Origin of the sequence: Halomonas sp. N3-2A, from assembly GCF_002216165.1 — a bacterium.
In the GTDB taxonomy this organism is placed as follows: Bacteria; Pseudomonadota; Gammaproteobacteria; order Pseudomonadales; family Halomonadaceae; genus Vreelandella.
Window position 1 is genome coordinate 696,149 of the sequence record NZ_CP022286.1, and the last position, 13,194, is coordinate 709,342.

Genomic DNA, 13,194 nt, shown 5'->3' on the forward strand with positions numbered 1-13,194 from the left:
GCATGCTCGATAATGCGCTGAAAAGCGATATTCAAGACGCCTATCGTCGCGTGGTGGAGAAGCTTGAGCTGACACCACGCTACGGCCAGCGTCTGATGATCGCAGAAATCGCCCGTACGCTAGGTGGCATTGAGCAGGATAGCGAAGGCAAGCGCACAAACGATAATCATGTATGTGTGCTGGAAGCGGGTACCGGAACCGGTAAAACGCTTGCCTATCTGATTGCCGCACTGCCGATTGCTAAGGCGCAGGGAAAGCGATTGATTGTTTCCACCGCGACGGTGGCGCTGCAGGAGCAGGTGCTTAATCAGGACTTGCCTTCGCTTGCCAGTCATAGCGGTATTGCCTTTCGTTACGCCTTGGCAAAAGGGCGCGGCAGGTACGTATGTGTTGCGCGCCTTGATCAGGCGTTAGAAGGCTCTGAGCCAAACCCAACACTGTCGCTGTTTGAGCAGTCACTTCAATCCCACAGTAGTGACTTTTCCCTATTAGCCACGGATCTGGCCGAAGCTTACGGAAAAGGTGAATGGGCAGGTGATCGCGATACGTGGTCGGCGTCAATCGACGACGGTCATTGGCGACAGCTAACGGTGGATCATCGTCAGTGCACCGGGCGTCGTTGTGGTCATTTCGGTGCCTGTGCCTTTTTCCGTTCCCGGCGTGATCTGGAAGATGCCGATATAATCGTGGCCAACCATGACTTGGTTCTTGCTGACCTAGCACTGGGTGGTGGGGCGATTCTACCCGATCCCGCTGACTGCATTTTTGTCTTTGATGAAGGCCACCACCTGCCGGATAAGGCACTTTCCCACTTTGCCCATCGCTTTGCGGTGCATGGCTGCCTGCGGTGGTTAAAAACACTGAAAAGCAGTCTAACCGATCTGCACCAAGGGTTAGCAGTTCAGCCGACGATTGCGCGTTTGCTCGCTGGGCTTCCTGAGCTGCTGCATAGCTTAGAGCCTGCTTTGGGCGATGTGTTTAGCATGGGGCATCAGCTGGCTGGGCGGGAAAACGGCTTGTCGGATGAAGAAGCTAATCATCAACTTCGTTTTGAAAAGGGTCAGGTACCAGAAGCGCTTCGCGAACAAGCTCAGCAACTACTGGTTATGTTCGCCACGCTGTCACGCAGTCTGGAGAGCATTAGCGATATCCTGCGCGAAAGCCTCGACCCTGATAAGCAAACAGGCTTGGATAGGGATCAAGCCGACACGTGGTTACCGCTGATTGCACTGCTGCATGGGCGTTCGCTCGATGCTCATTCACTATGGCAAGCATTCAGTGAGCAGGATGCTGCCAATGCGCCGCCCAGTGCTCGTTGGATTACGCTTAGTCGTGTGGCGGGAGAGCCGGAAATTGAGTTTTCGGCAAGCCCCGTATCCGCGGCGCATACCCTCGCGAAACATTTGTGGGGGCGCTGCCATGGCGCGGTCGTAACGTCAGCAACACTTACCGCGCTGGGGCGTTTTGAGCGAATCCAAGAGCGTGCTGGGCTAGCAAACCGCTATCGCTATCAGGCGTTGCCGAGCCCCTTTGATTACGCCAATGCCATTCTGCGCGTACCTAAGGAGGCGACCGATCCCAGTGATCGTGATGCCCATGAAAGCGCCATTGTTAATTTCGTGACCCAACTGGGAGACGACGAAGCTGCACTGGTGCTGTTTTCTTCCCGGGCGCAGTTGCGAGCAGTGGAAAAAGCCTTGCCTGCGGCGGCTAAGGGGCGCGTGTTAGCGCAGGATGCATTACCCAAGCATGAATTGCTTGAGCGTCATCGCGCGGCTGTCGACGATGGCAATGGGAGCATCATTTTTGGCTTGGCTAGTTTTGCTGAAGGTATCGACTTGCCTGGCGACTACCTCACCCATGTGGTGATTACCCGACTGCCATTTGCAGTGCCAGATGATCCTGTGGGGGCTACGCTTGCCGAATGGATTGAAAGCCAGGGCGGTAACCCGTTTATGCGGATTAGCGTTCCAGATGCGTCAATCAAGCTAGTGCAGGCCTGTGGGCGATTGATCCGTAAGGAGAGCGACCGCGGTGTCATCACGCTGTTGGACCGCCGGGTGATTACGCGTCGATATGGCCAGGCGTTGCTAGATGCACTGCCGCCGTTCAAACGAGAGATCATGCCGTAATAAAAGGTAGTATTAAAAGGCAGCAATAAAAACGCCCCGCTAAGGCGAATTACCTTGCGGGGCGCTTATGGTTGCTAGCCGTTTTTTACTGTGCGATGCGCTGGGCGAGCACTGGCGCAAGCTTGTCGTTCATGCGGGTAAAGGTCTCAACCGTTGTGTCCCAATCAATGCAGGCGTCGGTGATGGAAACGCCATAGGTTAGCTGGCTAAGGTCGGCAGGAACTTTCTGGTTGCCCCAGCCAATATTTGACTCGACCATCAGGCCAATAATGGACCTGTTGCCTTCTAGGATTTGGTTGGTGACGTTTTCGAGCACCAGCGGCTGTAGGCCAGCATCTTTGTTAGAGTTAGCGTGAGAGCAGTCGATCATAATGTTGGCTGAAAGATCAGCTTTCTTAAGCTCTTTTTCTGCCAGAGCAACGCTGACGCTATCGTAATTTGGCTTGCCATTACCACCGCGCAACACGACGTGGCCGTAAGCGTTACCCCGTGTACGGATAATGGCAACTTGGCCTGCGTTGTTGATACCCAGGAAGTTATGCGGGCTGGCAACAGACTGCAGGGCATTAATAGCGACGTCGAGGCTGCCGTCGGTGCCGTTTTTGAAGCCGACGGGGCAGGAGAGCCCTGATGCCATTTCACGATGGGTTTGCGATTCTGTGGTGCGTGCGCCGATTGCAGACCAGCTAATGCAGTCTTGCATATACTGGGGGGAGATCGGGTCTAACGCTTCCGTTGCGAGCGGCAGGCCAAGCTCAGCCAGATCGACAAGTAGCTTGCGCGCGATATGGAGGCCTTCATCAATTTCGAAAGAGTCGTTAAGATGAGGGTCGTTTATCAGCCCTTTCCAACCTACTGTGGTACGGGGTTTTTCGAAATAGACGCGCATGACAATGAACAGGCTGTCGCTCACTTGGTCTGCCAATTTACGCAGGCGGCGAGCATAGTCCAGTGCGGCATCGACATCATGGATGGAGCATGGACCTACAACGACGAGAAGCCGGTGATCTTTACCATCGAGGATGTTTTGGATGGTATGGCGACCCTCAATAACAGAGCGTTCCGCAGCTTCTGTTAGCGGAATAGTCTCTTTAAGGGCTTCGGGGGTGGTGAGAACATCCTGTGCAAGGACGTTAAGGTTACTAACCTGCTGATCTGACATCGTGCTACCTGTGCGTGCGCTATGGACTAAAAAGTGGCTCTACTATGGCGTGTCAGGCGGGTAAAAATCAATTGTTACGGAACTTGATCTAGACGAAAAGTGTCACGGTCAAGATTTTGTGGGGGCTGTGGGTCACGTTGAGAGGAATGAGGGGGGAGTGTGTGTAAGCGCTTGATGCCCCGCTAAGAACGCGTAACACTAAGTACCACTGAATACTTTTTAACACTGAATGTGGTAGGCGAATCATTCATTATTATCTGTCATCATTAAGATTAACCAATGCCCAAGGGACACTATGCTGCTTGCTGTGAAGGCCCACATGAAAGGGCGAAGAGAAATAGCGCTCGGCGTGCGTCGCACGAGCGGGAGGGGGGTGTGAATGGGCACTCGTGAAACAGACCAGCAGTTGGTTGAACGTGCCCAAAAAGGTGATACACGCGCTTTCGATCTACTGGTCAAAAAATACCAGCACAAAATTATTGGATTGATCGGACGTTATGTTCACGATCACTCCGAAGTACAAGACGTGGCGCAAGAAGCCTTTATCAAAGCGTATCGAGCACTGGGGAAATTTCGCTCGGAGAGTGCGTTTTACACATGGATGTACCGTATCGCGATTAACACTGCCAAAAATCATTTAGTGTCTCGGGGGCGTAGGCCGCCCGGCAGTGATCTGGATATTGTCGATGCTGAAATGGTTGACCAGAGCGGACGGTTGGCTGACGCTGAGTCGCCAGAGGCATCGATTGCTCGGGATCAGTTGGAAGCAGCCGTTTACGAAGCCATCGAAAATCTGCCAGATGATTTACGCACAGCGATCACGCTGCGTGAACTGGATGGTCTTGCGTATGAGGATATTGCCCAAGTGATGCAATGCCCCGTAGGAACCGTGCGTTCGCGTATTTTTCGCGCCCGTGAGGCGGTTGATGAGCATATACGCCCATTAGTGACAACGGCCCGGAACAGTCGTGATGAGTAAGGGACCGATAGGGGTAGGTTTAGAGCGCCAAATTCACATTTGATTACGTTTTTAGATTTTTTGTGAACTGTCTGGGAAGTGAAGCGTCATAGAACCTGACGATCTTAGTTGGGTCGAGTAAGCGCCAAGTGAACGTTCAATGTTCAGTAGTCAAATAGTTTAATCTGCTGATAATTAAGCGTTTAGGAATTGGCGATTTGAAACGAGGTCTTGGCCTGTGGAGTGGCTGTGGCGGTAAACACTGGGTAGCAGTGTCGCCGCAGCGCTTCTAATAACACAGTGTGAGGGTGTGAAGTATGAGTCATAACACACGGGAGTCGCTTTCAGCATTGATGGATAGCGAAAGTGATGAGCTTGAATTGCGCCGAGTGTTGAAGTCATTGCCTGACGATTCTGATGCGGCGGAGACATGGCGGCGCTACCATTTGGCGCGCAGCATGATGCAGCGTGAAAGAAATGTCGATGTGAGCATTGATCTTTCTGCTGGCATTATGGATCGATTGCGCGATGAACCTGCTCCAGCCCTTGAAGACGACACCGTGGTTATTCCCACTCGTTCTGGTGGACTTTCCTTTGCACGTGGTGCCGGGGTGGCGGCTGCCGTTTCACTGATGGTTATTACCGGGGTGCAGTTCTTTAACAACGGCAATACAACGTCTGGTAGCGCGCAGAATGCAGGCGATAGCATTGCTGCCCAGTCCGGCAGTGGTGTGCAGGTGCAGCCTGTTAATCTTGCAGCTTCTCAACCCGCTTCCATGACGCCATCAGAAATGCCGATGTTTGAACAAACGCCGTTTCGTGTGAATGGTCAGTCTGGACAAGGCGGCTTTATGAATGTCAGCGACGCTGGGTTCTCAACACCCCATGCGCCCCAGGGGGATATGGCCCAGCAGACACTGGCTATTGATGCTGACCAAATTCGCCTGCTTAAGACGTACCTTGAACAGCACGCGCAAGGTGCTGCCGGTGGAAGTGGTGATAGCTGGATGCCATTAATGCGCTCTTCTTCAGTAACGGAGCCTTTAGGACAACGTTAATATTAGGTGCGTTGGCCAACTTTTTTAACCAAGTGAGGGCCCGCGTGGCTGGAAACGTGATAGGTAAATATCTTTACGGGAGAGGTAGGCTTGCAGTTGGCCTGTGCGTATTGAGCACCTGTTTACTGCCTCTCCATTTGAAAGCTGATAGCTACCCATCGCTTTCCTGCGCAGATGCTCCTAGCCAAGCCCCTTTCACTACTGCTCATGAGTGGCTAGTGGCTAGTGTCTATGCTGGGCATTGCTTTGAGTTTCAAGCGCGTGCGGTTTCTATTGATGCAATAGGGGTTAGAACACTGGCGCTCTCCCATCGCATTCGAGATGGCATTCGCCAACAAGTTGTGCAACATCTGGACGGCCCGTCCGTTAGCGTTGAACGCCGTTCCATTGCTGGGCATTTAGCTTGGTTTCCAGCTGGCGAGTCTGACTCAGTATCTGCACCAGAGGCATGGGCAGAGCATGTCGCCGAGTACTATGACATAACGCTTCAGGATAAAACACGAGTAGCCGAGCGTGATGCTGTAGAGCTTCGCTTTTCGCCTATCGATAGTCAGCGATATCAACATACTTGGTGGATCGATCAAGCGACAGGGCTATTGCTTAAGCATGTGCTTAGCGATGCTCAAGGCCGTGTCCTTGAAACTTTTCAGGTCACCCAGCTTCACTCTCCTACCGCCTATAGTGGTGAAGTGCCCAGACCCAGCGATGAGCAGATGCTTGACCAACCTTGGCAAGTAACTTGGCTGCCTGAAGGATTTGTCGAGCAGCCCTTGGAGCCAGGGCAGCAAAGCGGCCAGCGTGTGTATAGCGACGGGTTAGCGGCGGTGAGCGTGTTTGTGTCGCCCGCCAGTCAGCCAGCGTTGGAGCAAGGTCTTCATCGAGTCGGTGTATCTAACGCTGCTGTGTCGTTGATTGATGTCAGAGATCAGAGCTGGCAATTAGTGGGCATCGGCGAGCTGCCCGTTGAATTGTTGCAGCGCATTGTTCAGTCAGTGCAATTTGAATAACCAGGTACATCGTTGTGAACACTACAGATTGCAATGCTATCGTACGTTCAGGCACCGTCATTGCTCACTCTGGAGCAGGATTAGTGGTCGATGTGTCGAGCAGTGTCGCTTGTCAGCAGTGTGCTGAAGGGCGTGGATGTGGCGCAGGGTTGTTAGCTCGCCGTCAACCACGCACCGTCATTGATCCGGGCGGTTTGCCCTCGCAATATTCAAGCCTTTATCCAATAGGTAGCTCAGTTTCGTTCACCGTTACTAAGAGTGATGTCAATATTCTGGCGCTGCTCGTTTATGGATTACCACTCCTATTTGCCATCATCATTTCTGGTACGGCGTCAGGAATGGGGGCGAGTGATGGGGTTTGTGCGATGCTATTTTTTAGTACCTTAATTGGCGCTGTCGTCATCCTGAAATATCTACTGCGCGGACGAGTGGAACGCTTCCGCCCGCGTCTGGTCAGTTAATACTCCTGTAACTCGCTGAGAGTTGCACTCCCTTGTGTTTAGTACGTAGTTAGTACTTTTGCTTGATTAGGAGCTGTTGCATGAAGCGCTTGGTTTTTCCTTCCGCACTTTGGTTGTGCTTTATTGTATTTTTGTTCGTTGGGCAGAATGCCCACGCGCAGAACTTGCCAGACTTTACCAAATTGGTAGAAGACGCTGCCCCTGGTGTGGTCAATATCTCTACTAGCAGGACGATTCAACGTAGCTCTGGGCCTTCTATTCAAGGGTTCGGTGGCCAGGATATCCCTGAAATATTCCGCCACTTTTTTGGCGATAGTTTTCCTACGCCTCCCCCTAGTCGAGGGCCGAACCGCAGTGAAGAGCGCCAGTCACTTGGTTCTGGTTTCGTCATTAGTGCGGATGGTTACGTGCTGACGAACGCTCACGTGGTTCAAGATGCTGATGAAATTCTTGTGCGATTAAACGATCGTCGAGAACTCACCGCAGAGCTAGTGGGTAGCGATACGCAAACAGATGTTGCGCTACTGAAGGTGGATGCCAACAATTTGCCAGTGCTTGATCTGGGCGACTCCGATGAATTAAAAGTCGGTGAGTGGGTGGCTGCCATAGGCTCACCCTTTGGTTTTGACCACTCTGTATCTGCTGGCATTGTGAGTGCTATTAACCGCACGCTGCCTCGTGATGTTTATGTACCCTTTATCCAAACCGACGTTGCTATTAATCCAGGTAATTCCGGTGGCCCCTTATTTAACCTTGAAGGGGAAGTCGTCGGTATTAACTCACAAATACTGACGCGTAGCGGTGGCTTCATGGGGCTCTCTTTTGCTATTCCCATTAATGTCGCCATGGACGTGGCTGACCAACTACGTGAAGACGGACATGTGAATCGTGGGTGGTTGGGCGTAATGATTCAGCCTGTGTCTCGTGATCTTGCTGAGTCGTTTGGCATGGAGGAAGCCATTGGAGCGCTGATTGCTGACCTCGATCCGGATGGGCCCGCGGCGCAAGGTGGTCTTCAAGCAGGGGATGTCATTATTGCGGTGAACGGTGAAGAGGTTGATCGTTCCAGCACGTTACCGCGTCTGATTGGTCGCGTTGCTCCTGGCAGTGATGTGGATTTAACACTGATGCGCGATGGCGAAGAGGTGACCGAAACGCTTGAACTGGGTAGCTGGCCTGATTCAGAAGCTGGTCATAGCGATAGTTCGAGCAGCAATAATCAGGTTCGTCTGGGTGTGGCCGTGGTAGAAGTTGATGAGGCAACCCGTGAGCGCCTAAATATTGGTGGTGGCGTGGAAGTGCGTCAGGTTGACCCCGACAGTGTTGCCTCGCAAGCGGGGCTGCGTGTGGGCGATATATTAGTCAGCATTGACCATCGCAGCGTTGCTTCGGCAGATGAGCTGTTGAGAATTGTTGAAGAACTGCCAGATGATCGCGCAATTCCATTGCGCTTGTATCGAGATGGACGCTCGCTATTTGTGGCTTTACGTCTAGAGTAATCCACTGATTGTCTCTCCAGTCCGGCGGTTCTCGCCGGACTGCTGTTCCTATCCCGCGCATATCGCTACAATAGCGCTTATCTTTTTGACGAACATTGGCAAAGTAGTCGTGCGGCAACCTTTATTGCCTGCGCATATTGGCTCTATAAAGCCAGCTACACCTTGCACACCCATAAGGCAGAACACACTCGATGTCTCAAGACGTTTCCAGCGGAAAGCTCAAGCACATACGCAACTTCTCCATCATTGCGCATATCGACGACTAACTCCCGGCAACTGCCAGCAAACACCCGCCAAGACCTCCCGCCTAAGCACTAATACTCAAGCCATTAAAAGCAATCATCAGCAATCGATAGCAAGCAAAAGAAATAAGCAGCTACTGGAAATATGTACTTGCCCGTGTACATAATCGCCCCTCGATAAAAATATGCTGGGGAGCATGTACACATGGCGTTAACTGACGCATGGCTAAAGTCTGTCTATAAAAAGCCGCGTGAACGATCAATAGAGAAAGCCGACCGCGATGGAATGGGGGCGCGGGTTACGCCAGCGGGCAAGGTGGTTTTTCAATTACGCTTCCGCTATCAGGGAAAAGCCGCTCGAATGGATCTTGGCTCCTATCCCGCCATGTCACTCAAAGAAGCTCGCGACGAAGCGATCAAAAGGCGAGGGCAGCTTGAGCAGGGGTATGATCCAAGAACACAAAAGCGCGTGGAGCAAGCCGCTATTGCCACGGCCCACACAAATGAAACCCTGGTTCGTGAGTGGTACACGCGATATTGCGAGCCTAACAAAGTTGGGGCTACTGACATTCTCCGCTCATTCGAGCTTCACGTTTTCCCCAAAATAGGGTCGCTGCCCGCCGACGAAACCGGCCTTCGCCAATGGATGGATTTGCTAGAGCGGCTGGCTGAACACAAGCCGAGGATTGCCGAGCGCGTGCTTGCCAACATGAAGCAGGCTCATAAGTGGGGGGTGAGGCGAGGCCTGATAGATAACCAGCCAATCGCCGCCATCAGCGCCAAGACTGACCTATACGTTAACCGCATGAGAGAGTCTGGCAGGGCGTTAAGCGATGATGAGATAAAGACGTTATGGCAAGCAATGGAGCGCTCACGTATGCCCAGGCGATCCCAGATATTCGTTAAGCTGGTGCTGCTCTATGGATGCCGACCAGGGGAGCTAATGCGTGCTGAAAAAGGAGAGTTCGATCTAAAGGAGGGAGTTTGGACCATACCACCAGAGCGGCATAAGACGGGCAGGAAAACGGGCAGGGCGCTCAAGCGGCCAATCATTGATGAAGTGGCGCCATTGGTAAGCGAGGCAATGAGACTATCGCACAGCGGCGTGCTTCTCTTTAGCGCCGAAGCGTCAGATAAGCCGATGCACCAAAGCTCTACGCTGAGCTATCCTAAGAACATTATGAGAGTGGCTGAAAAACAGCTTGGCCAGCCGATGCAGCACTGGTCGATGTACGACCTTCGCAAGACGGCGCGCACTAACTGGTCAACGCTGGCAGAGCCTCATGTTTGCGAGCTAATGCTAGGCCACGTATTGCCTGGGGTCTGGCAGGTGTACGACCGACACGACTATCTTGAAGAGCAGGCCGACGCCTACCGGAAGTGGTACGCTCGGGTGATGGGGATTGTTAACGCCTAACGGCAGAGGAGGGGGGGATGCTCAATGTCAATAAAGAAGCCCTGCGGATTGATAGAGAATGCTTCGGCCGGAATATCGGCGCAGTCGATTACCGCAAAATGGCTTTCCGCCGGATACTTGTGCATTCCGAGCGCTTCCGCATGGCGCGATCTGAGTTAAACGAAGCCGCTAAAGGTGCCGCCGCATCTATGAGTGCATTCAACGACGCTGCACGGATGCTTAAAGTAAGCATGCCAACTAATATTGATGGGAATATACATTTCCCAGGCGAGGAGGTGTGATGGATATCAATATGCAGCGAGATCTTCAGGCGGAGCTTAACCGCTATTTTCAAGACGCCGCAGCGATGGGCTTTAGCCATGATCAGGCCCTTAGCACGCTCCACGAAATGCAAGATGACGCGACAATGAATCCGGCGTCTCGTTACGAGCTAGCGAGGCTAAAGCTATTGAAGGGGTGTGGTGCGTGACCATCGAAGCCACGATTGACCAATACCGCGCCACTAAAGACAAGATGGCCTCGATCATCGACCGGCATATGAACGAAGCGTTTGCGGAGATAAAGCAGGAGTTTGGCGTGGCGCCCACTAGCGTGAGCATTGATGTTATCGAGGAAGCCAACATTGGCGAGAAATACCCTAAAGGGCACTATGCTGGCTGTAGCGTAGGCTTAGGCGGGGAATGATCCGCTGCATCATAGCTGGTGGCCGCGACTTCAACGACTACCCGCTATTAAAGCGCAAGCTCGATGCGATCTTTGCGAATCAATCCGAGGTCGAGATAGTCAGCGGAGCGGCGAAGGGTGCTGATGCCCTGGGTGAACGTTACGCGCAAGAACGCGGCTGGCCAGTAAAGCGCTTTCCTGCTGACTGGGATTTAGGGAAAAGGGCGGGGCCGTTACGCAACGGGCAGATGGTAGCTTACGCGACACACCTCGTGGCATTCCCTGGCGGAAGGGGTACGGCGGATTGCATCAAGCAGGCCCAGCACGCAGGCCTGACAGTGCGTGTGATACGTGGACTATAAAGCGACGCTGTGGAGAAAAGCCCTGGAACGTAAGGGCTGGAAGCGTCTGGGTAAATACCGCTTGCCCAATGATTTGATAGATTTTCACATCATCCACCGCGGCAAACTGTACTCCGGCAGATGCATCGGCGCGCACCCCATAGGCGACACAACCCAACCGGGCAGCATCGCCTACGTGATTACGCGCCGAGACCTCATGACAGAAGGGGTGTGGCGGCTGTCGAGAGGCGGACAGATCGGAATGAACGTCCGCGATTTGCCGTATAACTGATCTACAGCATCGACGCCTGCCGCATGTAGTCATCAACATCGCCGTCTGTAATTTTCAGCGTCGAAGCAAACGCGATGAACGTCGGGTTGTCGCGCTCCCAGTATTGTGCTTTTTGCAGCCAGTTGCGCACGATTTTGCGCTGAACAACGTCCTCAATCTCGTCAATGGCCGCGTCCACGCGCTCATCAAGCCCTAGCCGTATTAGTTGCTCCATGCCCTGGCGGGCTGAGACAGAATGCGGCACGGGCAACGGTGACTCTGCGAGCATGCCAAACGCAAACGGCGGCGTGATTGTCGTTTCGTTGCCTTCCTCATCTACAACAGTTCGCGGCGTCAGATCGTGCACTGATGTATAAAGCGCCATTTTTTCCGCGTCGTTTTCAATAGCATCGAAGAGCCGCTGCGCTGTGCCAGTGCCAGTGTATGCGCCAGATGCCAACACAGTGATACGACTATCATCCGGCAGAGTTTTGCCGCGATAGTAGATCAGCGCTTTGCCATCGCTGGTTTTGACAGCGCCTTGCGGCATGGCGTCGTCGTCGTTAAATGAAGTGGTATCAGCGATATATAAAATGGCATCAATCATGACTGGCCTCCTGCTGTTAGGGCGTCTAGTTCGGCGACCGCAACTTGCGTCGGCAGATACCAAAAATCTTTCGCAGAGAACAGTTCCGCGCCCGCTAAAGAGGTATTAACAATATCTACCTGCGTTAATGACCCGATTGTATTAAAGGGCGCGGAAAAAGAAGAGACGTAAGAGACCCCATTGACTGATAGAGAAATGCCAGCAGCGTTGTATGAAACGGCTATCTTCCCAGAATCAGGGGCATCCCCTGCGGCAAAGAATGCTATATCCTGGGCGGCTGATCTCACAGCAACGCTAAGCGACCCATCTGATAATCTTTTGTATATCTGTATACGATTATCTGACGTACCGTCTGAAATCCTAATAATTACACCCTCGGTAGAGTCAGGACTGAGTGAAAAATCAATGTAGGCGGTTCCTTCCGTATCGCTAAACTCATTGCCCAGTGATCTGCTAATGTTGTCTGCAAGTCTTGCGACTGCAGTAGTTGTTGTTGGTATGTAAGAGGTTCTGTTTAACCCCTGCTCCATTTGCTGGGCTTCTACCTCTATCACAATGTCTTGCGAATGATTTGTTAATGATCTGATTATATTTACAGCCCCAGTACCATTTACATTATCTGTGCGCTCAATGTAGTCAAAGGCTCCATCGGAAGGCGGATTAACAAACTTGCTAAATCCTCCGTCAGCATTTGACATACTTATAGCCAGGGTGTTTTGCTGCCACCCCTCAAGGACTCTAACGCGCGCCGACGCAGTATAAGTGCCCGACAAAGAGGCATTGTAGTTAAATTGAACGCGACCCTCTTGACCGGCTAAAATTCTAATCCGCACTCGCTCGATGCCATTTATGACCTCGGTGCTTTCAATAGATATTGCGCCGATCAAGCTCCACTGGGACGAATCGTTTGTGTTTAGCAGTATATTAGTCCGGCCTTCTTCGGACAGGATGCCTAGCGGCTCACCCGTTTTTGGATCATAAGCATAGCGCGGCTCATCAATTGCGGCTGTGCGAATTTTTCCCGCTGCATCTATATATGTGCCAATGGTCGCGCGATCGATAGCCCACAGCGATGTGTCAGCAATATCATTAATACGCAGGCCGTCATACAAACGAAAGCGCTGGTTTGCAAAATCACTTAGTAGGGTGGCTTTATCTTTATACGGAGCTAAAACATTAACGCTGTAAGCCTCGATTAAAGACTGCGCAATTCCGATAGCGCTATCAACTTCAGCCTTAACTTCTACCCCGAATTTATTAATATTTTCTTGCAGAATGTTAATAGCTGTTTGGAAGTTATTCCACTTAAAAAGATAGTTTTGATCGTTTTCTTCCCACTTGTATTGTGAAAAGTCTACTGTAGGAAAGCTGGCCAT

At 52.2% G+C, this 13,194-nt stretch carries 15 protein-coding genes; 12 read left to right on the plus strand and 3 right to left on the minus strand.

From position 1 onward, the window contains the following. Nucleotides 1-2 precede the first annotated feature (2 nt). A complete protein-coding gene (gene dinG / locus CEK60_RS03120) occupies nt 3-2,132 on the plus strand; it encodes an ATP-dependent DNA helicase DinG (protein ID WP_038485204.1) in 2,130 nt (709 codons plus the stop codon). A gap of 85 nt (nt 2,133-2,217) precedes the next feature. Here dinG and CEK60_RS03125 read toward each other — a convergent pair whose 3' ends face one another. Next, entirely contained in the window at nt 2,218-3,294 is a 1,077-nt protein-coding gene (locus CEK60_RS03125; protein WP_089037775.1) for a 3-deoxy-7-phosphoheptulonate synthase, read from the minus strand. Between the two features lie 379 nt (nt 3,295-3,673). Here CEK60_RS03125 and rpoE point away from each other — a divergent pair, with 379 nt between their 5' ends. The 11 genes from rpoE to CEK60_RS03180 all read left to right on the plus strand — a co-directional run bounded on the left by rpoE (nt 3,674) and on the right by CEK60_RS03180 (nt 11,232). Next, a complete protein-coding gene (gene rpoE / locus CEK60_RS03130) occupies nt 3,674-4,273 on the plus strand; it encodes an RNA polymerase sigma factor RpoE (protein ID WP_038485199.1) in 600 nt (199 codons plus the stop codon). A gap of 296 nt (nt 4,274-4,569) precedes the next feature. After that, complete coding sequence (locus CEK60_RS03135; protein ID WP_089037776.1) at nt 4,570-5,310, plus strand: sigma-E factor negative regulatory protein; 741 nt, start codon at nt 4,570-4,572, stop codon at nt 5,308-5,310. A gap of 110 nt (nt 5,311-5,420) precedes the next feature. Beyond that, the gene (locus CEK60_RS03140; protein ID WP_232471460.1) at nt 5,421-6,317 is read left to right on the plus strand and encodes a MucB/RseB C-terminal domain-containing protein; all 897 of its coding nucleotides are present in this window, start codon (nt 5,421-5,423) and stop codon (nt 6,315-6,317) included. 14 nt (nt 6,318-6,331) lie between these two features. After that, on the plus strand, nt 6,332-6,778 hold the full coding sequence (locus CEK60_RS03145; RefSeq protein WP_089037777.1) for a SoxR reducing system RseC family protein: 447 nt from the start codon (nt 6,332-6,334) through the stop codon (nt 6,776-6,778). 80 nt (nt 6,779-6,858) lie between these two features. Next, nucleotides 6,859-8,277 carry a DegQ family serine endoprotease gene (locus CEK60_RS03150; protein ID WP_038485193.1) on the plus strand — a complete coding sequence of 473 codons (1,419 nt, stop codon included), beginning with the start codon at nt 6,859-6,861 and terminating at the stop codon, nt 8,275-8,277. A 447-nt stretch (nt 8,278-8,724) separates the two neighbouring features. Further along, nucleotides 8,725-9,936 carry a tyrosine-type recombinase/integrase gene (locus CEK60_RS03155; protein WP_089037778.1) on the plus strand — a complete coding sequence of 404 codons (1,212 nt, stop codon included), beginning with the start codon at nt 8,725-8,727 and terminating at the stop codon, nt 9,934-9,936. Nucleotides 9,937-9,953: 17 nt separating this feature from the next. Further along, complete coding sequence (locus CEK60_RS03160) at nt 9,954-10,217, plus strand: hypothetical protein (protein WP_089037779.1); 264 nt, start codon at nt 9,954-9,956, stop codon at nt 10,215-10,217. After that, a complete protein-coding gene (locus tag CEK60_RS03165) occupies nt 10,217-10,405 on the plus strand; it encodes a hypothetical protein (RefSeq protein WP_089037780.1) in 189 nt (62 codons plus the stop codon). Before CEK60_RS03160 ends, CEK60_RS03165 begins: the two co-directional genes overlap by 1 nt. Further along, entirely contained in the window at nt 10,402-10,620 is a 219-nt protein-coding gene (locus tag CEK60_RS03170) for a hypothetical protein (protein ID WP_089037781.1), read from the plus strand. The genes CEK60_RS03165 and CEK60_RS03170 overlap by 4 nt, the downstream gene beginning before the upstream one ends. Beyond that, complete coding sequence (locus CEK60_RS03175) at nt 10,617-10,961, plus strand: DUF2493 domain-containing protein (protein ID WP_198361450.1); 345 nt, start codon at nt 10,617-10,619, stop codon at nt 10,959-10,961. Before CEK60_RS03170 ends, CEK60_RS03175 begins: the two co-directional genes overlap by 4 nt. Continuing rightward, nucleotides 10,951-11,232, plus strand: coding sequence for a hypothetical protein (locus CEK60_RS03180; RefSeq protein ID WP_089037782.1), 282 nt, complete (start codon nt 10,951-10,953; stop codon nt 11,230-11,232). Before CEK60_RS03175 ends, CEK60_RS03180 begins: the two co-directional genes overlap by 11 nt. A gap of 1 nt (nt 11,233) precedes the next feature. On the opposite strand, the gene CEK60_RS03185 is transcribed toward CEK60_RS03180, so the two are convergent. Both CEK60_RS03185 and CEK60_RS03190 read right to left on the minus strand, forming a co-directional pair. Next, a complete protein-coding gene (locus CEK60_RS03185; RefSeq protein ID WP_089037783.1) occupies nt 11,234-11,818 on the minus strand; it encodes a hypothetical protein in 585 nt (194 codons plus the stop codon). Beyond that, nucleotides 11,815-13,194, minus strand: a complete 1,380-nt coding sequence (locus tag CEK60_RS03190; protein ID WP_089037784.1) for a phage head spike fiber domain-containing protein — start codon at nt 13,192-13,194, stop codon at nt 11,815-11,817. Before CEK60_RS03190 ends, CEK60_RS03185 begins: the two co-directional genes overlap by 4 nt.